At 60.1% G+C, this 22,584-nt stretch carries 20 protein-coding genes and 1 pseudogene; 4 read left to right on the forward strand and 17 right to left on the reverse strand.

Translation table 11 applies throughout. The features are described from left to right. The 7 genes from PMI29_RS25925 to PMI29_RS25895 all read right to left on the reverse strand — a co-directional run. On the reverse strand, positions 1–473 hold a 473-nt coding region (locus PMI29_RS25925; protein WP_007994310.1), incomplete at its 3' end, for an NAD(P)/FAD-dependent oxidoreductase. Then, on the reverse strand, positions 470–706 hold the full coding sequence (locus PMI29_RS25920) for a 2Fe-2S iron-sulfur cluster-binding protein (protein ID WP_007994312.1): 237 nt from the start codon (positions 704–706) through the stop codon (positions 470–472). The genes PMI29_RS25925 and PMI29_RS25920, both read right to left, overlap by 4 nt. Then, on the reverse strand, positions 699–1,814 hold the full coding sequence (locus PMI29_RS25915; RefSeq protein WP_007994313.1) for an NAD(P)/FAD-dependent oxidoreductase: 1,116 nt from the start codon (positions 1,812–1,814) through the stop codon (positions 699–701). The genes PMI29_RS25920 and PMI29_RS25915 overlap by 8 nt, the downstream gene beginning before the upstream one ends. Continuing rightward, complete coding sequence (locus PMI29_RS25910) at positions 1,811–2,743, reverse strand: 4-hydroxyproline epimerase (protein WP_007994314.1); 933 nt, start codon at positions 2,741–2,743, stop codon at positions 1,811–1,813. The genes PMI29_RS25915 and PMI29_RS25910 overlap by 4 nt, the downstream gene beginning before the upstream one ends. Before the next feature lie 114 nt (positions 2,744–2,857). Next, a complete protein-coding gene (locus PMI29_RS25905; RefSeq protein ID WP_033051988.1) occupies positions 2,858–3,529 on the reverse strand; it encodes a GntR family transcriptional regulator in 672 nt (223 codons plus the stop codon). 381 nt (positions 3,530–3,910) lie between these two features. After that, positions 3,911–6,151 carry a xanthine dehydrogenase family protein molybdopterin-binding subunit gene (locus PMI29_RS25900; RefSeq protein ID WP_007994316.1) on the reverse strand — a complete coding sequence of 747 codons (2,241 nt, stop codon included), beginning with the start codon at positions 6,149–6,151 and terminating at the stop codon, positions 3,911–3,913. Positions 6,152–6,163: 12 nt separating this feature from the next. Beyond that, entirely contained in the window at positions 6,164–6,637 is a 474-nt protein-coding gene (locus tag PMI29_RS25895) for a (2Fe-2S)-binding protein (protein ID WP_007994318.1), read from the reverse strand. Positions 6,638–6,995: 358 nt separating this feature from the next. Here PMI29_RS25895 and PMI29_RS25890 point away from each other — a divergent pair, with 358 nt between their 5' ends. The 4 genes and pseudogenes from PMI29_RS25890 to PMI29_RS25880 all read left to right on the forward strand — a co-directional run bounded on the left by PMI29_RS25890 (position 6,996) and on the right by PMI29_RS25880 (position 10,238). Further along, on the forward strand, positions 6,996–7,838 hold the full coding sequence (locus tag PMI29_RS25890; RefSeq protein ID WP_007994319.1) for an SDR family oxidoreductase: 843 nt from the start codon (positions 6,996–6,998) through the stop codon (positions 7,836–7,838). Positions 7,839–7,931: 93 nt separating this feature from the next. Next, a pseudogene (locus PMI29_RS32445) lies at positions 7,932–8,015 on the forward strand (hypothetical protein); the annotation flags it as partial. Positions 8,016–8,043: 28 nt separating this feature from the next. Continuing rightward, complete coding sequence (locus PMI29_RS25885) at positions 8,044–8,955, forward strand: AraC family transcriptional regulator (protein ID WP_007994320.1); 912 nt, start codon at positions 8,044–8,046, stop codon at positions 8,953–8,955. A 296-nt stretch (positions 8,956–9,251) separates the two neighbouring features. Beyond that, the gene (locus PMI29_RS25880) at positions 9,252–10,238 is read left to right on the forward strand and encodes a lipase family protein (RefSeq protein ID WP_007994321.1); all 987 of its coding nucleotides are present in this window, start codon (positions 9,252–9,254) and stop codon (positions 10,236–10,238) included. 141 nt (positions 10,239–10,379) lie between these two features. Here the strand turns inward: PMI29_RS25880 and PMI29_RS25875 are convergent, their stop codons facing one another. The 10 genes from PMI29_RS25875 to PMI29_RS25830 form a co-directional block, all read right to left on the reverse strand. After that, complete coding sequence (locus tag PMI29_RS25875; protein WP_007994323.1) at positions 10,380–11,756, reverse strand: NfeD family protein; 1,377 nt, start codon at positions 11,754–11,756, stop codon at positions 10,380–10,382. A 128-nt stretch (positions 11,757–11,884) separates the two neighbouring features. Continuing rightward, positions 11,885–12,640, reverse strand: coding sequence for an ABC transporter ATP-binding protein (locus PMI29_RS25870; protein ID WP_007994324.1), 756 nt, complete (start codon positions 12,638–12,640; stop codon positions 11,885–11,887). Continuing rightward, positions 12,634–13,695 carry a FecCD family ABC transporter permease gene (locus PMI29_RS25865; protein ID WP_007994325.1) on the reverse strand — a complete coding sequence of 354 codons (1,062 nt, stop codon included), beginning with the start codon at positions 13,693–13,695 and terminating at the stop codon, positions 12,634–12,636. The genes PMI29_RS25870 and PMI29_RS25865 overlap by 7 nt, the downstream gene beginning before the upstream one ends. Continuing rightward, positions 13,692–14,879, reverse strand: a complete 1,188-nt coding sequence (locus PMI29_RS25860) for an ABC transporter substrate-binding protein (RefSeq protein WP_007994326.1) — start codon at positions 14,877–14,879, stop codon at positions 13,692–13,694. The genes PMI29_RS25865 and PMI29_RS25860 overlap by 4 nt, the downstream gene beginning before the upstream one ends. Positions 14,880–14,941: 62 nt before the next feature. Further along, positions 14,942–17,356, reverse strand: a complete 2,415-nt coding sequence (locus PMI29_RS25855) for a TonB-dependent receptor (RefSeq protein ID WP_007994327.1) — start codon at positions 17,354–17,356, stop codon at positions 14,942–14,944. 98 nt (positions 17,357–17,454) lie between these two features. Further along, on the reverse strand, positions 17,455–18,432 hold the full coding sequence (locus PMI29_RS25850; RefSeq protein WP_007994328.1) for a FecR domain-containing protein: 978 nt from the start codon (positions 18,430–18,432) through the stop codon (positions 17,455–17,457). Then, a complete protein-coding gene (locus PMI29_RS25845; RefSeq protein WP_007994329.1) occupies positions 18,433–18,948 on the reverse strand; it encodes a sigma-70 family RNA polymerase sigma factor in 516 nt (171 codons plus the stop codon). 86 nt (positions 18,949–19,034) lie between these two features. After that, on the reverse strand, positions 19,035–20,219 hold the full coding sequence (locus PMI29_RS25840) for an aminotransferase class V-fold PLP-dependent enzyme (RefSeq protein WP_007994330.1): 1,185 nt from the start codon (positions 20,217–20,219) through the stop codon (positions 19,035–19,037). A gap of 15 nt (positions 20,220–20,234) precedes the next feature. Continuing rightward, a complete protein-coding gene (locus tag PMI29_RS25835) occupies positions 20,235–21,479 on the reverse strand; it encodes an MFS transporter (RefSeq protein ID WP_007994332.1) in 1,245 nt (414 codons plus the stop codon). A 13-nt stretch (positions 21,480–21,492) separates the two neighbouring features. Then, positions 21,493–22,584: IucA/IucC family C-terminal-domain containing protein (locus PMI29_RS25830; protein WP_007994333.1), on the reverse strand; the 1,092-nt coding region annotated here is incomplete at its 5' end.

Genomic DNA, 22,584 nt, shown 5'->3' on the forward strand with positions numbered 1-22,584 from the left:
GCGGCACTGGCCAGTAACAGCGGGCCGCTGCCGGCGATCACCACGCGCTCGTTCAGCACCGGCAAACCGGCCTTGATCAGCGCCTGCAAACCACCCGCACCGGTGACACCCGGCAGCGTCCAGCCGGGGAAGGGCAGCAGCAATTCACGGGCGCCGGTGCACAGAATCAGTTTGTCGTAGCTGATCAACCAGCCATGGTCGTCATCTTCCACCAGCAGTTGTTTCGCGCCGGGGGCGGCGATCACCCGAGTACCGGCGTGATGGCGGATGTTGTTGCACGACGCCAGACGCTCGCGCAGGTGCCGGGCCTGACCGGGCACGTTGGCTTGAGGTCCGTCGCGCCAGATTTGCCCGCCCGGCAGCGGGTTGTCGTCGAGCATGACAATGCGGGCGCCGCTGGGGGCGGCGGCAAGGGCTGCGCTCAGCCCGGCAGGGCCAGCGCCAACGATCAACAGATCAGCGTATTCAATCATGGGCGAGTCTCCACCTGCATGCCGTCACGGCACAGGGTCTGGCAAGCCAGGCGACGCCGGCCATCGATGGTCACCCGGCATTCCTGACAAATGCCCATGCCGCACAGCGGCGCACGGCGCTGACCGCTGACTGAGGTGCGCGTGCAGCCGTCACTGGCCAACGCCAGGGCAGCGGCGACGCTGGTGCCTTCGGCGACTTTCAGGGCGTGGCCGTCCAGCAACAATTCAGGCATAGACCGGTTCTCCGAGAAAACGCTGGGGCAGATAAGGTTGTGCGGCCAGTGGCGGGGTTTCGTTGAACAGTTGCGCCACCAGTAGATCGGCGGTGCCGGGGGCGGTGGTTACGCCCAGTCCTTCGTGACCGACTGCCAGCCACAAGCCTTGACGTTGTGGATGTTGGCCCACCAGCGGCAAGCCGTCGGGGCTGGCGGCGCGAAAACCGGTCCAGGCACGGATGCCATTGAGCCGGGCCAGCCCCGGCATGTACTCGGCGGCACGCTTGAGCATTTTCGCGAGCATCCAGCCTTCGACCTGCGGGTCGGTGGTGCCGAATTGCCGCGAGGCGCCGATGAACAGTTGCCCGGTGGGGCGCGGCTGGATATTGCAGGCGGTAGACGGCCCCGTGGCGTTGTGGGCACTGGTGACGTAACCCAGTTCCACCAGCGTATGGGTGACGCTGCCGGGGTAGCGGTCAGTGATCAGCAAGTGGCCTTTTTTCGGCTCGATGGGCAATTCCGGGCACAGCTCGTTGGCTTGAATACCGTTGGCCAACACCACGGCATCGGCACTCAACCAGTGACCATCATCGAGGCAGACGCGGTTGCCATCGACCGCACTGACCCGTGCCCGGCGCTGGCGGATGTTCGGTGTTTCGAGCATCCATCCGGCCGTCGCCGGGGCATATAGAATGCCGTCGCCATTGATCAGCAAGCCGCCTTCCAGTCCTTCGCTCAGTTCCGGTTCGCGCTGGCTCAGGGCACTGGCGCCGATCAGTTCGCAAGCCACGCCCTGGGCTTGCAGGTTCAGGAATTTGCTGTGGGCCACCGCCATTTCTTCGGCATTCGCCGCCAGCCACAGCGTGCCGTTGCAGCGGTAGGCACAGCTGTCGGGCAGGTCCGCGCCCAGTTCGCGCCAGCGCTGCAACGAATATTGACTCAGGGCCAGTTCGGCGGGGTTGTCGTCGAGTACCAGCAAGTGACCCATGCCGGCGGCCGTGGCGCCGTGCAGGCCGGCGTCCAGCACCAGCACCTGCAAGCCGCGACGGGCCAGCGCCTGGGCACAGGCGGCGCCGATAATGCCGGCGCCGATCACGATCACATCGGCCACCTGGCCCTCGTTCATGGACGAATGCCCCAGGCGAACGGGTCGTCCTGTTCGATGATCAGGCTCGCCTCGGCACTGATGAACGCGCGACCACGAATGGTCGGCACGATACGCTCACCCTGCAATTCGTAGGAACCCTCGAACTCGCTGCCGATGACGCTGGCCTGGCGCCAGATCTGCCCCGGTTGCAACTTGTCGTCGGCTGCCAGGCATGCCAGTTTGGCACTGGTGCCGGTGCCGCAGGGCGAACGGTCATAGGCTTTGCCGGGGCAGAGCACGAAGTTGCGGCTGTCGGCGTGATCGTCATCGGCGAACAACTCGACGTGATCGATCAAGCCGCCGTCTTCACCGCGAATGCCTTGGGCTTCCAGTGCTTGCTGCACGGCGAAGGTGTAAGCGGTCAGCGCTTCGAGGTTGTCGCCGGCCACCCGCAGGCCATGCTCGGCGATCAGGAAAAACCAGTTGCCGCCCCAAGCGATATCACCGACCACTTGGCCGATGCCCGGCACCTGCACCGCCAGCGCCTTGCGATAACGGTAGGCCGGCACGTTGCGCACGCTCACCGAATGGTCTTCGTGCAGGGTTGCCTGCACCGTGCCCACCGGCGTTTCGATGCTGTGCACGCCGGGGCCGATCTTGCCCAGGTGCGCCAACGACGCCACCAGGCCGATGGTGCCGTGGCCGCACATGCCCAGATAACCGGTGTTGTTGAAGAAAATCACCCCGGCACAGGCGCCAGGGTCCACCGGCGTGCAGAGCAGGGCACCCACCAGTACGTCACTGCCCCGTGGTTCCAGCATACAGGCGGCGCGCCATTGATCATGCTGTTCGGCTAATACCTTGCGCCGTTCGGCCATGCTGCCAGTGCCCAGCTCAGGAAAGCCGGCGGTCACCAGGCGGGTCGGTTCGCCGCCGGTGTGGGAGTCGATCACAGAGATGCGTTTCATGGGAGGGCCACGTCCATTCGGTTGAGTGAACGCAAGAGTGGCCCGTGCAGCGAGGTGTCGGCTTGATGGATTTAGTCTGTGTCGATGACGAAATCGGCACAGCATCCGCAGTTGTCAGTGGGTGTGGGGCAGGTGCTCGAACAGGGTCGTGCAGACGCCGGCAATGTGCTCGTCCAGAAGCTTCACCGCCAGGTCCACATCCCCGGCGCGGCAGGCCGCCAGGATCTCGCGGTGTTCGTGATCGGCCCGTTCCTTACCGGCCGACAAGCTCATCTGCATGCGTAGATAACGCTCCAGCTTGTCGTTGACCGAACGGATCAGACTCACCAGAAACGGTCGCTGCGCCGGCTCGTACAGGCAGGAATGCAGCTCCCAGTTGAGCTCGGCCCAGCGCCCTACGTCGTCCTCGCCGATGAACTCCTGACAGATGCGCTCGGCGCGGGCGAAGGTCTCTTCGGTCATGTTTGGAATGGCCAGGCGCAGAATCTTGTCCTCCAGCAACATCCGCACTTCGAACATCTGCGCCAGTTCTGCATCGGAAACCCGCGTGACCATCGCCCCGCGATTGCGCTGGAACATCACCAACCCTTCGGCCTCCAGCCGCTTGAGGGCTTCACGCACCGGGATCTTGCTGACATTGAACTGGCGGGCGATGTCGTCCTGGCGGATCGGCTCATCCTCGGCAAAATGCCCGGCGACAATCGCATCCCGCAGATGGCGGGTGATGATTTCCGAAGTCGAAGGCGTGTTACCAAGGTCGGGTGCGTTGAGTTTGGGTAGGTTCACGGCGGCGGTCATTTGGAGTGAGATAGCGCTAGGGTATACGAAATTCTTTTGCTGATCTTCCCCGGTTCGACGTCGATGTACCCGATATCGGTCATGCAACCCGCTACAACAAAACGGGCACCTGTCAAGGCGCCCGTTTTCATTCAGGCCTGCACCGCGCCCGCTTCAACCAGATGTTTGGCTCCCGTTTCCTTATTGCCCCCGCTCGCACCCAGAACACGAGCGACCGAAACGGGGATTCTGACTGAATTCTTGGTAGCCGACAGGACCACGAGTCCGTATGTCCGGACTCGTCGATCCCGGTCCTATTGCCAAAGGCTTTCCCAAGTGAATGGGCCTGCGGCTGATTAAGGTTCTTGACCGTCAGTCCACCCGGCTCTGTCACGTCAGCTTGAAGGGCAGCTCACGCACCGACCTACCCGTGAGGCGTGCGACCGCGTTTGCAAATGCGGGGGCCAATGGTGGCAGGCCGGGTTCACCCATCCCTGTGGGAGGCTCGGCGCTTGGCACGACATGAATGGAAAATTCCGGCATATCGGTGATGCGCGGAACGCTGAAGTCTGCAAAATTACTCTGTTGCACGACGCCGTCTTTCAGGGTGATGGCACCGCCCGGCAAGCACATTGACAGCCCCATAAGGGCGGCACCTTGTACTTGGGCCTCAACGCTGCGCGGGTTGACGACCAGGTTGCAGTGGACGCCGGCGGTCACATGGTGCAGTACCGGACGACCGTTCTGCACCGATGCTTCCACGACGTAAGCCACTACCGAACTGAACGACTCATGGACCGCAACACCCCAGGCTCGACCAGCAGGCAACTCGCGTTTGCCGTACTCGCTCTTGTCCACCGCCAGTTGCAACGCAGCGCGATGACGCGGACTTCGATCGGCAAAAAGTTTCATCCTGTAAGCCACAGGATCCTGTTTGGTTGTTCGGGCGATCTCATCGATCACCGTCTCCATCACGAAGGCTGTGTGGGTGGAGCCCACACTGCGCCACCACAACACCGGCACGTTGAGTTTCGGGTGATGCACCGTCAGGCGCATCGGCAGTGGATAGGGATCGCGCATACCTTCGGTTGCCGTGGGGTCTATGCCGTTTTTCACCCGTCCCCCGAACATGGTGCCACTGATGATGGACTGTCCTACCACAACGTGGTCCCAGGCCAGCACCTTGCCGGTATCGTCAAAACCGATATGAGCGCGATGCAGGTGCATGGGGCGGTAGTAGCCGCCTTTGATATCGTCCTCGCGGCTCCATAGGGTGCGCACCGGTACATCCAAACCGGCCATTCGCGCGGCCTTGGCCACCTCGCATGCCAGCACCACAATGTCGCTGGTGGCTATGCCACGCCGGCCAAAGCCGCCGCCAGCGGTCTGTACATTAATTTGAATTTGCTCGGGCTTGAGGTTCAGTACACGTGCGGCTGCCGCGCTGTCAGCCCCGGGAAACTGGGTACCCACCCATAGTTCGCAGCGTTCTTCGGACAGTTTGACGGTACAGTTCAACGGTTCCATTGGCGCATGGGCCAGGTAAGGAAACACGAACTCGGCTTCCAATCGATGAGGTGCCGTTGCCAGTGGCGCCATGTCCGCCTCGAAGAGCCGTGGACCAGGACGACCCGCGAGCTCCCGGTAGTCGGCCAACTGCTTGTCGCTATCGACCTTTTCGACAGCCGTCGTATCCCATTGCAGTTTCAGTGCATCACGGCCTTGTTTGGCTTGCCAGTAACCGTCAGCGACGACGGTTACGCCTTCAGCCCCCCCATCGAGCGGTACACGCAGCACCGCTTTCACGCCTTTGATGGCACGTGCAGCACTGTCATCCAAAGACGCAATTTTGCCACCGAATACTGGTGGTCGGGCTACCACGGCCGTCAGTTGCCCCGGTAGTTTCATGTCGATACCGAAATCCTGCTGACCACTGCTCTTGGCCTTGGCATCGATGCGGGTGGTGGCATGGCCAATGATTCGGAAGTCTTTGGGGTCCTTGAGCGTGATCGTTTCGGGCACAGGCAGCGCCATGGCGGCCTCCGACAGTTCGCCATAGCTCGCTTTGCGGCCCGCGGGGCCGAACACCATTCCAGATTCCGTACTCAGGTTGGTCACATCCACATTCCAGCGCGCGGCCGCCGCCGCGAGCAGCATGGCGCGAGCGCGGGCACCCAGTTCGCGGTACTGGGTATAGCTGTTCTTGATCGAATTGGAACCGCCAGTAAGGTGCATGCCAAAGAGAGGGTCCTGGTAGGCGATGTCGCTTGTACCATTGCGGCTGCGTACGAGGCTCCAGTCGGCATCAAGCTCTTCGGCGAGGATCATCGGTAGGCCAGTCTGCACACCCTGACCGAACTCCAGCCGGTTGATGGTTACTGCTACTTCCCCATTCGGCGCTATCTGCACGAATGCCGAGGGTTGCTGACTCGGCTTGAGAGTTTCTGCGCGGTTGTCGCCAGGCTGTTGCGCCAGGGCCAAGTGAGGAAATGCCCCCAATGCCAGGCCGCCGACACCAAGGATTTTCAGGAAGCTGCGGCGGGGGAGCGTGGTGGGACCGTCGATCTGGTCGCGTTCGAACATGTGTTGCAATACACGAGGGAGCTCGTCTGAATAGGCGTCGTTGAACATGGAAAACTCCAGTCAGGCAAGGGCTTTGGCGGCGTCAGCCACCGCCGCGCGGATACGAGCGTAAGTGCCGCAGCGACAGATGTTGCCAGCCATGGCCGAGTCGATCTCGGCCGCCGTTGGCTGCTTGCCCTTGGGTTGAGCCTTGAGGAAAGCCGTCGCGCTCATGATCTGGCCGCTCTGGCAATAGCCGCATTGCGCTACGTCGTGTTTGACCCATGCCTCGTGTACGGCCGTGCCCACTGGGTCACTGCCATTGGTTGCTGCTTCGATGGTGGTGATCTTCCTGCCCTCGGCGGCTGCGACAGGCGTGATGCAGGAACGAATGGCCTGCCCATCAAGGTGAACAGTACACGCGCCGCACAGAGCTGCTCCGCAGCCAAACTTGGTGCCGGTCATGCCCAGCGTGTCGCGCAAAGTCCAGAGAATCGGGGTGCCAGGGTCTACGTCAACCGTGTAGTCACGGCCATTGATGTTGAGGGCGCTCATAGTGGGACAGCTCTCCATGAATGAGTGCGACCGTGTTCCGGGCGTTTGCCAACTGTAGCGCCGTACTTCCTGGATCGAATGCACGATCCGCTTCAATGATTGCCCAATTTGACGGATGAGCTGAGCATCACGACCAAGACGCTTGAAGTTCTTGAATCGGTGATTGAATCAGGCAATGAAAGAACTAGTTATCGCCTGAGCTCCTTCACGAGCCGTGAAGAACTGCTGCTGGAGGTCAGAGCGAAGAGGGTTGAACTGACACAATATTCGTCATTTTAGGCAATGAATACGCCGATTGATGCAGCAACCAAAAGGAGAGGCTCGACACAATAGGCACTCGTTAGAAAGGAGCAATCACATGACTGAGAAAAAAGTTTGGTTCATCACCGGTGCTGGCCGTGGACTGGGTGTAGACATCGCCAGAGCGGCACTCGCTGCCGGCCATGCCGTCGTTGCCACCGGCCGTGATGCCGGGAAAGTGCTGGCGGCAATCGGTGAACATGAAGACTTGCTGACCATTAAACTTGATGTCACCCGTCCCGATGACGCCCAAGACGCCGTCGAGGCCGCTATCGGCAAGTTCGGACGGATTGATGTACTGGTCAACAACGCGGGTAACTTCTATGCGGGCTTCTTCGAAGAGCTCAGCCCGGAACAGGTGCGCAACCAGATCGAAACGCTGTTGTTCGGTCCGATGAATGTCGCTCGTGCTGCATTACCGGCGATGCGCAAGCAGCGCTCCGGTCTGTTGCTGACCATTTCCTCTACGGCGGGTATCGCTGGCGGCATGTTCTGTACGGCCTATGCGGCGGCGAAATTCGGCCTCGAAGGATGGATCGAGTCGCTCACGCCAGAGATTGAACCCTTCGGCATTCGCACGATGTTGGTCGAGCCCGGGTTCTTCCGCACAGAACTGCTGACGGCCGATTCCACCACTTTCGCACCGCCCTCCATCGACGATTATGCCCAGCGGACGCGAGAGACCGTCACGGCCTGGAGTGGCATGGACGGCAAACAGGGCGGTGACCCTGCCAAGCTCGCCGACGCGATTGTGCAGCTTGCAGGGCTCGACGAGCCACCGGTTCGTTTCGCTGCTGGCGCTGATGCGGTGCAGACCTTCGAAGCCAAGGCCAATGCGTTGCTGGCACAGGCCGACGCCTATCGTAAATTGTCGTCCTCTCTTGCTCACGATGATGCGTGATTCTCGTCAATATCTCATTCATTACCGGCCGTGTAGCAAGGGCCAACTATGGCGCCTGGCACATGACGGGCTGCTGAATGAATGACAGTGTCGGGAAGCAAAACCCCCGCGGAGATTGCTCTGGCGGTCATGGCAGACATTGTTCGTGTCAGCAACGGTGTCGTTCGTGACCAGCTATTGACCTCGTTTTTTCAAGGAGACCACTGTGCAGCCTGCTACCAAAAGTCACCAAACTGCCAGCGACACAAGTCCTCTCGCCGGCGTCGTCAGCCAGATTGTGCGCAGTGATTGCGACCTGCTCACCGCGGTTCCGGGCCTGAGTCTGCATCGACGCAAATCTGCCACTGCGCCTGTGCACTGTATTTACGGACTGGGCATTGGTGTGACCTTGCAAGGCTGCAAACAAGTCATGGTGGGGGAGGAGGTGCTTAGTTACGCGCCGGGTCAGTCCATGGTTACCAGCGTTGACCTGCCGGTCATCTCACATGTGACTCAGGCGAGCGTCACACAACCATTCCTGGGCATGATGCTCACGTTCGACAGCGCCACGGTGATACAGCTCGCCGAGCGCATGCGGTTGTCATCGCGCATGAAGGATGAAGGGTTCCGGCCAATCACCGTACAGGCGCTGGACGCCGGGGTGCTTGATGCACTGGGGCGTTTGGTCGGGCTACTTAGCGAGCCTGAACTGCTTGAAACCCTCGCGCCACTGATCAAGGAGGAGATCATTGCTCGCCTGTTGAGCGGTGCTCACGGTTCGCAGTTGCTTCATGTCGTCGCCGCGGGTTCACCGAGCCAACACATCGCCAAGACGCTTGCCTGGCTGAAGCTTAATTTTCGTCATGCGCTGCGCATGGACGACTTGGCGGCGAATGCACACATGAGTCCGTCTACCTTTCGGCAGCATTTCCGCGCCGTAACAGGCATGAGTCCACTGCAGTATCAGAAACAATTGCGGCTGCAAGCGGCTCGACAGTTGATGCTGAGTCAGAATATCGACGCAAGCAGTGCGGGCGGATTGGTGGGCTATGAAAGCTCGTCGCAGTTCAGTCGCGAGTACAGCCGTCTGTTCGGAGAACCGCCGCAGAGGGACATAAAACGAATGCGCTTGCAGTGAATAAGTTACAGCTGCCAATGGCGTGTTGGCGCTGATGCGGAATTGCCCTGCCTGCTGGGGCAAGACTGCCCCGACATGGATAGGTAGATACCCAGCACAGACGGCCGTAGCCTTGAAGGCTGCTTGGGTCAGCGTTTTTTCGGCAGATGGGTCAATTCTTCATCAGCGCCTACAGCATCGCCCTCGCACTTGCAAAAACTGCGTCTAAACTCGGTCTTGCTGGCCCAGAAGGATCGACGGCTGCCATAGGTTTTCGTTGGGTCCTTTGAAAACTTTCTTTGAGACAAGGAGCAGTCATGACTACCCCAGACACACTTGTGCAAAGGCAAATCAGTCTTACACATGCTTTCGTGGTCAATAATGCAGCGCTGTATTCGCAGTCCTGGAAAAACATCCAGAACCCGAAACCGAGCCAGGTTAAAGACAATATTATTACGCGTCTCAATGGCTCGAAGGTAGGCGGCGGCTATGACGTAGCCTGGGGCCCCGCGCTGGTAATGGATGGCGAGTATGCGGCGCACATCACCGTGGTGCTGACCGGCGGGAGAAGCGGGAAAGACATCGTCGTGGTGACGAGTGGGACACTCACGGATTCTTTGAAGGATCAGGTGGACGATCTCGATATTTTTCCAATGGTGCCGTTGCAGAGCGTAATCCCGGGCTGCCAGGGATCGGCGAGCATTGCCCAGGGAACTGCAGACGGGGTACAGGCGATATTGACCACAGCCTCTACTATCAGTCCTCAGGGCACACTGTGCGATTTTCTTGGGACGCAGCAAAGTGGAGCAAACATCCGTTTGGTTGGTCATAGCCTCGGCGGTGCGCTCATGTCAGTGCTCGCGCTTTATCTGAAAGACAGATTTCCGGGCTTTAACTTCTTCTGTGAAACCTTTGCTGCGCCCACGGCGGGAGATGGTCTTTTCGCCAGCTATTTCAATAAGCAAATGGCCGGTAATGCGCTGCGCATCTACAACACCCTGGATGTTGTTCCGATGGCGTGGTGCGCAACTTCTCTCGATTACTCCCTGACCCTTTATGATGATCCCATTGATGAAAAAACGAGGAACATGGTTTGTTCCGGCATAGACAAGGTTGTGAATAACAACCTGAACTATACGCAATGGGGAATGGGCAGCGCGAACATGGAGCTGCGGCTCTGTGGGAAACCTCAATCCGACTGCACAGGCTACAAGTCTCAATCCGGCTATCAGCACGTCTATGAGTACATGACACTGTTGGGCCTGCAGCCCGCCGATATACCGATGCCGCCGTTCGGCAGCTAGTGGGGCAGTCTCGCCGTCCAGATGTTTGAGTTGCGGTTGCCGAGGTTTCCTTGGGGAAGTCGACGCAACTGCAATTCGCTTATCCGGAAGCAGATTGCGCTGTCGTAGCAGTTGGCCAATACCCAATTCGACGAACATGGATCAACCTCCTGACGGTGACGTTTCATCCAGCGCAATGACGTCCAGCATCACGCCCGTGCGCCTCACCACCCGGACCTGTTGGCCCAGGTGCAGGGGCGAGCAGCTCTGAACTTGCCATTTTTCGCCCTGCAGTTGCACCCAGCCGCTCATAGGCAGACCCGGCAGCAGCCCCGTCACCGTGACCTGACTGCCGACCAAGCCCGCATCGCCGCTGACCAAGGCACGGCGTCTGGCCTTGAGCGCCATGCCGACCAGAGTCATAAGCAACAGGGCGCTGACTAGTGCCATGCCGATGATCAGCGTCAACGGAATGCCAAAGCCCGGTACATCGGTGTCCATCAAAATCACTGCGCCAACTACAAAAGCAACCACCCCACCGAAGCCGATTACACCGAAACTCGGTAGAAACGCCTCGGCGATCATGAAGGCGATCCCTAGCAGAATCAGTCCGACCCCGGCGTAATTCACGGGCAACAGTTGCAGGGCATACAGCCCCAGCAACAGGCAGATTCCACCTAGCACCCCACCAACGCTCGACCCAGGGTTCATGAACTCGAATATCAAGCCATAGACCCCGAGCATAATCAGCAGCAACGCCACACTGGGGTTGGTGATCACCGCCAGCAGTTGTGTGCGCCAATCAGGCGCATGGTCGATGAGCGCAACTCCGGCGGTGCTCAGCCTCAACGTTTGACCGGAGACATTCAGGCTCTTGCCGTTCAATTGCTTGAGCAGGTCTGCCACGTCATTGGCCACATAATCGACCACGTTGAGTTTGAGCGCTTCGTGGGCCGACAGGCTGAGCGATTCACGTACCGCTTGTTCGGCCCAGTCGGCATTGCGTCCGCGTAGTTGCGCAAGGCCACGGATGTAAGCCGCCGCATCGTTGATCTGTTTTCGAGTCAAGGTGTCCTGCAACTCACGCGCAGAACTCTTGTCGGTGGTGGGTGGGCTCGGCGGTTCGGGCGCGGTCCCGGGCAGGCCGCCGATCTGCACCGGTGTAGCAGCGCCCAGGTTGGTGCCCGGGGTCATCGCGGCAATGTGGCTGGCATACAAAATATAGGTGCCGGCGCTGGCCGCACGTGCGCCACTAGGGGCGACGAAACTTGCCACTGGCAAGGGACTGGCCAGAATCGCCTTAATAATTAAACGCATTGAGGTGTCCAGCCCGCCGGGGGTGTCGAGGCTGATGACCACCAACTGCGCGCCCTCGGTCACCGCACGCGCCAGGCCGCGCTCCACGTAGTCGGCGCTGGCCGGACCAATAGCATCGTTGACGGTCAGTACCACGACACTGCCTGCAGCCGTCGTCGAACCCGTCGGTAACCCGATCAGTATTACTAGCAGGAGCAGGCGGCACCACCAGTGACTGTTCACGGAACCTCCCGGTTGCGGGCATGACAGCCGGCAACCCTCATTTAAAGCGTAGTTGAGTCAGTCATGGGCGATGCAGGCGCGGCGATTAGTCCGTTGCCTATACAGATAGGGGCGATCATTGCAAGCCATCAAACAATATCGTCAATCACGATATGCCGTTGCCCACGACTGCACTGCTCAATCCGGGCCTCAACCTTATAAACGCTGCGCAGCATCAATTCGGTAATCACCTCGTGACTCGGGCCGCTGCCTTGCGTGGTGCCGTCGGCAATCACCAGAACCTGATCGGCAAAACGCAGCGCCTGGTTCAGGTCGTGGATGGCGATGAACACAATGACTTCGCGTTTTCGGGCCAGGCTGCGCATGAAGTTCAGCACCTGAACCTGCCGATGCATGTCGAGGGCACTAGTCGGTTCGTCCATCAGCAGTATTTCCGGTTCGCGCACCAGGGTTTGCGCGATGGACACCAACTGTTGCTGACCGCCGCTGAGTTCACCGAGGTTGCGAAAGGACAATCCGGTGATGCCCAGCGCCGCGAGAATCTCATCGACCAGTTTCAATTCATCATCGTGAACGACCCAGCCCGGCGTCAGTTGCTTGCGCGCCAGCAGCACCGACTCATACACCGTCAACCGGGCGCTTGCATTCAGACCCTGGGGCATGTAGCTGATGCCCGTCGGGCCTTTTTTCGACTCTTGCAAGATCACCTGTCCGGGGCCGTCGATCAGCCCGGCCATGCGCTTGAACAGCGTCGATTTGCCCGCCGCGTTGGGCCCGACTACGGCGACCACCTGCCCGCCGAAAAACGTCGCCGTCGAGACACCACGAATGATCTCGCGCTGGCCGTAGCGGGCACCGAGATTCTCCAGCTGCAGCTTCACCATGAGTTTTTCTTCCCGCCGAGAATCAGAGATATGAAGAACGGTACGCCGATCAGCGACGTGACCACGCCGATGGGGAATATCGCGCCGGGGATCAGGGTTTTGCTGACCACGGAACTGGCCGACAGAATCAACGACCCGGTCAGCAAGGAGGCGGGCAGGAAAAACCGCTGGTCTTCACCGATCAGCATGCGGGCGATGTGTGGACCGACTAGCCCGATGAAACCGATAGTGCCGACGAAGGCCACTGGAAACGAGGCGAGCAGACTGACCATGATCAGCGTCTGAAAACGCAGGCTGCGCACATTAATGCCGAAACTGGCGGCCTTGTCGTCGCCCAGGCGCAGGGCGGTCAGGGCCCAGGCACGTTTGGCGAAGATCGGCAGGGTGATGAGGATCACCAGGCAGATGACCCCCAGTTTCGGCCACGTAGCTTTGGTCAGGCTGCCCATGGTCCAGAACACCACGGCGGCCACGGCTTGTTCGGTGGCGAAGAACTGCACCAGCGCCAACAGCGCATTGAAGGTGAACACCAGCGCTATACCGAGCAACACGATGGTTTCGGCGGTGACGCCGCGACGCATGCTCAGAAAGTGGATCAGCAGCGCCGACAGCATGGCCATGATGAACGCGTTCAGCGGCACCATGAATTGCGCCGCCAGCGGGAACAGTGCGACGCCGAATGCCAGCCCCAACGCGGCGCCGAAGCTGGCGGCGGCGGAAATGCCCAGGGTGAACGGGCTGGCGAGTGGGTTGTTGAGGATCGTCTGCATCTGCGCGCCGGCCAGCGACAACGCCGCGCCAACGGCAACCGCCATTAACGCCACCGGCAAGCGTATATCCCACATCACCACGCGTACCTGCGGTGAAGCGCTGTCCGGCGAAAACAATGCGCCGAGTACTTCGCTGAGGCTGTAGCTCGCCGGGCCCAGGGCCAGATCGAGCAGCACGCTGCACATCAACAAGATCACCAGCCCGGCGAGGATCAGGCGTTTACGCAGCACCAGGCGACGATAGGTTTCGCGCTGCACGACCACGACATCGGTCAACGAGCTCATGGTTTAACCTCAGGCTGACGCAAGCTGACAAAGTAGCCCGACTCATACGGCACCGGCAGGAAGCGCTCATGCAGTTCGCGGAATGAGGCGTCCGGATCGAGATCGGCAAACAGCTCCGGATGGAACCATTTCGCCAATTGCGCAATGGCGACGAATTGGTAAGGACTGTTGTAGAACTGATGCCAGATGGCATGGAAGGCTTGATCGTCCTGGGCCTTGATGCCGGCGTAGGCCGGACGCCGGGTGTACCAGGCGAGTTTTTTCCTGGCTTGTGTCATGTCCGCGCCCGGACCGACGCCGACCCAATGGCCGCCGGGGGCAAAAGCTTCCCAGTTGGCGGTGGTGACCACTACGTGCGCAGGATTGGCAACGATGACTTGCTCGGGGTTCAACTGGCCGAACGTGGTCGCAATGATGCGGCGGGCAATGTTGTTGCCACCGGCCATCTCGACGAACAGGCCGAAGTTCTCGTTGCCGAAACTCAGGCAGCAATCATCGGTGTAGCCGCCGATGCGCTCAACGAACACGCTGGGGCGGGGCGGGTGTTGTTTCTCGATGATGTCGGTGACGCGATGAATCTGCTGGTTACGGAAATCGATGAAGGCTTCGGCGCGTTCCTCTTTGCCGAACAGTTGGCCGAACAGGCGCATGGTCGGCTCGGTGTTCTGGATCGGGTTGTTGCGAAAGTCAACGTACACCACCGGGATGCCCAGAGCGTCGAGCTTTTCGATGTAGCGCGCATCTTCGGTGGCGTGCTGCGCCTCGATATTGAGGATGATCACGTCCGGACGCTGGGAAATTGCCTGCTCAATGTCGAAGGTGCCGTCTTCAAAGCCGCCAAAGGTGGGAATCCTGGCGATGTCGGGGAATTTGCGCAGGTATGCGTTGTAGGTGTCGGGATCCGACTGGATCAGGTCCTTGCGCCAACCGACGATGCGTTCGATGGGGTTTTGTGTGTCGAGGGCGGCAACCAGATACAGCTGGCGGCCTTCACCAAGAATGACGCGTCTGACCGGCAAGTGCACCTTGACCTTGCGCCCCAGCAGATCGCTCACCTCGGTGCGCGCCGAGTCCACTTCGGCGGCGTGCACGTTGCGTGGAGCGAGGAGAAAAAGTGCCAGGCCCAGCAGTCCTGCCAGTAGCAGCGCAGCGAAAGCGTGGCTGCGTCGATCAAAAGTCACCATGGTCAAAGCCTTTGTAAAAGTCAGATCGGTCAACGGCTCACACCGTCGCACGGCTGAACGTTTCAGAAATCGACAGTCGCCGACAGTAATAAGGTGCGCGGTGAGCCTTGGGAGAACGCGCCATAAGAGGCAACGCCTGACCAGTACTCGTGATCCAGCACGTTCTGCACAGTGGCGCGAAACGTGGTCGGTCGTTCATCGATGCGAGTGGTGTAGCGCACGCCGACATCAAAGCGGGTCCAGTCATCCAGTTTCTGGGTGTTGGCCTGGTTTACGTACTGGCTACCGGTATGGATCGCCCCCCCGGTCAGCGTCAGGCCTTCGACCCACGAGGTGTCCCATTCAGCCCAGAGATTGGCTTGAACTTCCGGCACCCCCACCGGTTTATTGCCGCGGTTGGCGGCCGCAGCGGTTTTGGTCAATTCGGCATCGAGCAGGGTCACGCCACCGAGCAGCCGAGTGCCTGGGGCGACTTCGCCGAACACATTCAGCTCCAGCCCACGGTTGCGCTGTTCGCCCTGCACGGAAAACACCCCGCAGGCCAGTTCGCCGCTGGGTTTGGTGATTTGAAACAGGGCGAGGGTGGAGGTGAAAGTGCCGTAGTCGGCCTTGACCCCGAGTTCGTGCTGGCGGGAGACGTAAGGGGCAAAGATCTCGCCGGCGTTCGATGCGGTGGAAGGCGCGATGTCACCCTTGCTCAGGCCTTCGATGTAGTTGTAGTAAAACGAAACATGGTCCCAGGGTTTGATCACCGCGCCAAACAGCGGTGTGGTTCTGCCGTCGTCGTATGACGTGGTGACCACCCCGGCCGCGTTGTAGTTGTCGGATTTGATGTTCTGTTTGCGCACGCCCAAGGTCACCTGAACGCGTTCATCCAGCACCGACAGCGTGTCGGCCAGAGCCACGCCGGTCAGTTCGCTCTCGGATACTTTCGGCGTGTCCGGCTTGGGGATGAAAGGCTTCGGACGATCAACCGGGTGGTAAATGTTCGACAAAATCGGCGCACCGGAAATGATTCCTCGGGACAACACATCGCGATAACGGCTGACTTGCAGAGCTGTGCGGTGACTGATCGGCCCGGTGTCGAAGCGCAGGCGGGCACCGGCATCGAGGGTGTACCGCTCGACGTCGAACTTGTAATAGCCGGGGATTGAAGAGGTGTCGCCGGCGGCGTTGATGATGGTCGGGGTCTGGTCGGACATCCGCGCAACATCCGATTTGCCACCACCGGCATGGGTGAAAACAGTCAGCGTGTCACTGAGGTCGTATTCGCCGCTGAGCAGGGCGGATTTGTCACGGGTTTGCGACCAGCCCCATTTCTGGCTGACGTTGGTTCGGCCATTGGCGGCGGAGGGAATGTCTACGCCCGAGGCGATCAAAAACGGCCGCGAAGCGGCGTCGAAGCGTTCTTTCTGGTAGAGCCAGTCGAGGCTGGTGCGCAGGCGTTCACCCTGATAATCGAGGGAAATGGCACCAATATCGACGTGGCGCGATTGATCGTCGATGACCGTGTCGCCCAGCTGGGTGCTGCCGTTGATGCGCACACCGAACCGGCGATCCTCACCAAAGCGTCGACTGACGTCGATGTGACCACCGAGTTGCGAATCCATGGCGTAACTGGCAGTGAAACGGGTCAGATCCTCTTCCAGGGAGCGCTTGGGCACCACGTTGATGATGCCGCCGACCGCGCTGTTGGGTGACATGCCATAGAGCAGGGCGCCGGGGCCTTTGACCAGTTCGATACGCTCGGTGTATTCGGTGAACACCCGGTAGTTCGGCGCCACGCCGTACACGCCGTCGAACGCCAGTTCACCGAGGTTGCCTTCACCGACAGGAAAGCCACGGATGAAGAACGAGTCGACAATCCCGCCTGTCTGGCCAGTGGAGCGCACCGATGAATCGCGTTCCAGCACATCACCGACGGTAACGGCCTGTTGGTCCTTGATCAGCGCCGAGGTGTAGGTGCTGACGCTGAAGGGGGCATCCATCACGTCGGTATTGCCCAGAACGCCCAGACGCCCGCCGTTGGCAACCTGCCCACCGGCATACACCGGCGGCAGGGTGTCGGTATGCCTGGCAGTGCCGATGATTGCCGTTTCATCCAGCGTCACCCGGCGCTGCACCAGTGTGTAGCTGCCGTCGCTGCGCAAAACCATGTTCAGGCCACTGCCCTCCAGCAGGCGAGTGACCGCCTCTTGCGTGGAGTAATTGCCGATCAACGCAGGGCTGGTCAGGCCTTCGGTCAACGATGGCTGGAACGACAGGGCAATGCCGGCATCCACGGCGAAGCCCGACAGGGTTGCGCCCAGCGGCCCGGAGGAAATGTTGTAGGCACGGACCGCGACAGAGTCCAGTTGCGCAGGCACGACGGCCAAGGCAAACGGGCAAACGGCACCGATCAGGACAAGGCTTAGCAACGCACTGCGAATAACTGGTTTGAACTGATGATCCGGACGCAGATGGCGTGCAGCGAACATGAATGGATGGACCTATAAAACAGGACGGAAAGGTTCTTCTTCCCCATAGCCAGTCGAGATCAAAAAAAGTATCAGATGATCGGCGATTTTTTTTCGACTCAGGCGGGAGAGAGCATGACCCAGAAGCCATTCAAATGGCCGCTGACGAGGATTGGGTAGGTTTGCGCCAGCATGTTCAGCGTGCGCTGGGTGTCGCTGATCGGATAGGCACCGGAAATACGCAGATCGGCAATCGCAGGATCCAGACGCACGAAGCCGCGGCGGTAGCGTGTCAGTTCGGCAACGAAGTCAGCCAGGCGCATCTTGTCAGCCATCAACAAGCCTTGGGTCCAGGCGCCGATGTAGCGATCGACGGCGGTGACCCCGCCAAAGGTTTTCGATGAGAAGTCGGTGCGCTGCCCGGCGTTGATGACCAATGGCGTTCCTTGGCGATTTTCGGCGAGTTCGACCTTCACTGCGCCGTCCAGCACTGCAAGGTGGGTGCGTGGCTGCAATTCTCGAACGGTGAATCGTGTGCCCAGAGCCTGCATGCGACCCTGGCGGGTGCTGACCAGAAACGGCCGGGCCAGCGGAGAAATATCCGCTGCGGTCTGCACCAGTATTTCGCCTTCGCGCAGGTGAATGAGTCGTTGGCTGGCGTCGAACAGCACGTCGATGGCGGTGTCGGTGTTCAGAGTGATTTTCGAACCGTCGGCCAGGGTCAGCTCGCGTTGCTGGCCGACGGTGGTGCGATAGTCGGCCGACCATTGCTGGGATTCTGCCAGTTTCCAGCTGCCCCAACCGGCCGGCAGGATTGCCAGAATCATCGCCAGCTTGCCCAGCGCCGCGCGACGCTCAGGGCTGCTTGGGCGGTCGAGTGCCGACATCGCCAGAGACGCTGGCAAGCCGCCGAGCTTGGTCTGCAATAACTGCGCACGGGCCCAGGCACGGCCGCGATCGGGCGTGCTGATTTTCCAGCATTCCCATTCGGCACGTTCAGTTTCACTGAGTTCGCCTTCACTCAAACGGATCAACCAGTCCGCGGCCTCTTCAAGTGCCTGGTGATCGAGGTGCGGCTCGTTGCGGCGAGTGAGCATTCACTCCACCAGCAGCAGGCACTGTACGAAGGCTTGCTTCATATAGCGTTTGACGGTGATCAGCGATACGCCCAGTTGCTGGGCGATGTCGTCGTACTTCAGGCCGCTGATCTGCGATAGCAGGAACGCGCGTTTGACCAGTGGCGGAAGGGCGTCGAGCATCGCATCGATTTCGTGCAGGGTCTCCAGCACCATGAAACGCAATTCCGGTGAAGGCACCTGCGGGGCAGGCATATGGGCGAGGGCATCCAGATAGGCGCGTTCAAGTGCCTTGCGCTGGTACCAGTTGACCAAAATGCCCTTGGCCACGCAGCTCAGGTACGCGCGCGGTTGTTCGATGACGGTCACTTGAGAGGCGAGGATGCGGGTGAAGGTGTCCTGCGCCAGATCCGCTGCATCCATGGCGTTACCCAGTTTTTTTCTCAGCGTCGCGTACAGCCAGCCGTGATGGCCGCTGTACAGGGCTTCGATCGCGCGCAGGTGATGGTCGTTATTCGCGGGAAGGGTTTCGCTCATGGCTGCAGGTTTTTTTTGCAATTGAGAAGTATTCCCAATGCTAGTTTACAAACCGGCTGCGACGCAAGTGCCGAGTGGAATCGCTTTCAGACTCTCGGCAGGCGGCTCAGCGCTGCAATCATCGTGTCGATTTCCGCTTCGGTGTTGTACGCGTGGAGCGAGGCGCGGCTGACCTCCAGCAAGTCCCGGTGCTGCATGTCGAGCAACGTCGAGCGGAATGTCGAGGTGGTGACGTTGATGCGTTTTTCCTGTCCCGCCAGCCACTGCTGGAGCTGTGCAGCGCTGCTGTCCCGGTGGGTGAATGTCACGATGCCTGACTTTTGAATACCCAGGTCACGCAGCGTGAAGCCCGGAATGTCCGTCAGTCGCTGACGCAAGTAAGCAGCCAGTTGTTGAATCCGCAACCACATCGGTTCGAGGCCTTGCGCCAGCGCGTACTCAACCGCAGCACCGAGGCCCAGTTTGGCGGCGACGTTACACTCCCAGTTCTCGAAGCGTCGGGCGTCGGCGCGGATTTTGAACGTGTCAGCTGTCTGCAAGGACGCGGCATGCAGGTCGAGAAAGACCGGCTCCAGGTTCTGGCACAGAGATCTTTCTACATACAAAAAACCCATCCCCCGAGGCCCACGCAGGTACTTGCGGCTGGTGGCCGCGAGCATGTGACAGCCGATTTTCTGCACGTCGATCGGCATTTGCCCGACACCCTGGCAGGCATCAAGCAGAAACAGCACGCCGGCAGCGCGGGCGAGGGCGCCGATCTGCTCGATGGGCTGCACCGGCCCGCCATTGGTGGCGATCACCGGCAGGGAAATCAACGCGACGCGATCATCGCCCAGCATGTCCTTCAGGGCCGGCAGTGACACCTGGCCGTGCTCATCGTTGGGGATGACGCGGATTTCAATGCCGCGCTGCTTCTTCAGTTGCAGGTAAGGAATGTAATTGCCGGCGTACTCGGTGGTCGAGGTCAGCACCACATCGCCGGGTTGCAGCGGTAACGAATAGAAAGCCATGTCCCAGGCGCGGGTCGCATTTTCGATCACCGCGATTTCATCGGGCTGGGCGTTGATCAGACGACCGATGGCGCCATACACATTTTCCAGTTCGGCCGACTGTTGCCCGGCCGCTTCATAACCGCCAAGACTCGCTTCAAGCTGAATGTGGCGGGTCATGACCTCGATCACCGGCGTGGGCATCAGCGCCGCACCGGCGTTGTTGAAGTGGATCAGTTGCGCGACAGCGGGGGTGTCGGCGCGCAGTTGTTCAATGTTCAAACAAAGGTTCCTTGATCAATCCCCGGGCGGGGCATGACTCGGTTGCATCACCGCAGGCAAGTAACGCAAGGCGACAATCGGGATCAGCGCCACCACGTAGGCCAGGCAAACGAACAGGTAGGTGTACTGCAAGCCATAGACCTGACTGAGCAAACCGCCGGCCGAGATGCCCGCAATCGACGCAAATTGCGCGGTGCCCTGGGCAATCCCCAGTACATGGCCTTGTTGCGAGCTGTCGGCGGTTTTCGAGATCAGCGCCATCAACACCGGTGTGGTAGCCCCCAGCAATACGCCCCAGATGAAGTAGGCGATGACAAACACCAGCGGATTGCGCGTGACACCTGCCACGGCAGTGAGGACGATGCAGCCGATGACCACATAGGTAATGCGATGCAGCGTTTCCTGTTGACTACGGTGTTCGAAATAACGCGACCAGGCGGTGGCCGAAAGAATGAAGCCCAACGCCAGCAAGCCATAGCACAGGCCAACCACCGAATTGCTGACCTCGAACACCGAGCTGACATATAGCGAGAAAGAGGTCTGCGGGAGCATTCGCGCCAGCAGCAAAATGCCCATCACGCCAAGCAGCGACAGCAATGACGAACCTTGCCACACACTGCCTGAACGGCTGGCCGGTGCTGCCTTGTCCACGACCGGTGCTTTCTTCACCGGTGGCACATCCGGCAAGGTGACGGCCGCGATCAGGGTGCACACCGCACACAATGCAGAGGCGATGATGTTGATCCAGAAGAACGTGGCGTAATCGAGGATCAACCCGCCGACGACCGCTCCCAGCAACGAACCGACGTTGGTCGAGATTTGCAGGATGGCGAACAGCCGCGCCCGCCGCGAAGGCGCTTCGATACTGACGCCGTAAGCCTGTGCCGGGGCGATGTACCCGGCGAAGGCGCCTTGCAGAAAACGCAGGATCAGAATGACCCAGATGTCGCTGAAGAGGGCCAGCCCAAGCTGGGTCAGCGACAATCCGGCGAGGGCGCGGATCATCATCAACTTGTGGCCATAGCGATCGCCGATACGGCCCCAGAATGCACTGGTCAGAATAATGCCCAGCATCGGCCCGACGTACACGGCGATGCTGGCGAAGCTGAAAACCGACTCTGAGGCGGTCAGCCCACGCAGGTGGACAGGCCAGAACGGCCCGCTCATTTCCATCGCGCCCATGGACACCAACTGGATCGCAAATAGAAGATAAATCAGGATTCTTACTCTCGAACCCTGGATGACACCTGCATGGGACATGGGTCAGCCTCGGTTAAACGCTAGCGAGCGGGTTGGTCAGGGTGTGTTGCAAACGATAGTTGGAGTACTGCATCAAGTGCATGCGCAACAACGATCGGGTCGGCCATGGATCTTCCACGAACGCCTTGCGTTCGACTTCCCACAGCGTTGGCGAGACACGGTCGCGCACAGCCTCGAATGCAAGGTCGGTCTCCTCGCGCAAAACCGCCCACAGCCGTGTGTTGTTCAACCCGTACTCCTTGGTCAGCCACAGCGCCATTTCGTGCAGATGCGCCAGGAACGCCGCGTCGAGCACGAACATGCGTACCGGCTCGATATCACCTGAGAATACCGTCGGCAGAATACCCGGCTGCACATGGGGCTGCAGGGCATAGCCGCGCTCTTCCAAAAGCGGTGCGTAAGTCCTGCCGTCGCCGAAATCGCGGATCAGCAGACTACGTGCTTTGCCGTCGGGGGAGAACAGCACCATGGTGTTTTGCTGATGCGCTTCAAGACCGATGCCATACATCAGATAGATCGCCACCACCGGGTGGGTCACCACTTTGGCGTACTGGCGGAACCAGCTTTCAACCTGGGTGGCATTCGCCCGCACGCCGTCGCGCTCGATCAGATCGGTGAACAGCGGCCGACCACTGCCGGGCAAGCGGGTGAACAGCGACGCCACGGTAATCGGCAGACATTCGTCGCTGCGTTCGAACGCTTGCTGACTGGCACGAAAGACCACGGACAGATGACGCCCGGGATTATCGTCCTGAGTAATCGCGTTTTTGTAACGCACGCCGATTTCTTCCGGGAAGATCTCCAGACGCTGATCGAAGCCTTTTTCGGCGTCCAGAATCCTGGCGATCACCGTGCTGATGCGCGGCCCCATGTGAATCGACTTGGCTTGCAGGCTGCGCAGTTCGCTGGTCATCCACACTGCAATCGGCAATTTGATCAGCGGCGCGCAGTCGTCCGACACCGGCATCATCGTGCGGTACGACATGGTCGGCAGGGTCGCAATGTCCGGGCCATCGGTGATCAGAATGCCTTCTTCGATTTCCGCCGCAAACGTCTTGAGCACATACGCCTGCAGGTGCCAGGCGTGAATCGGCAGCGGCAGCCA

The organism is Pseudomonas sp. GM49 (assembly GCF_000282355.1).
Taxonomy (GTDB): Bacteria; Pseudomonadota; Gammaproteobacteria; order Pseudomonadales; family Pseudomonadaceae; genus Aquipseudomonas.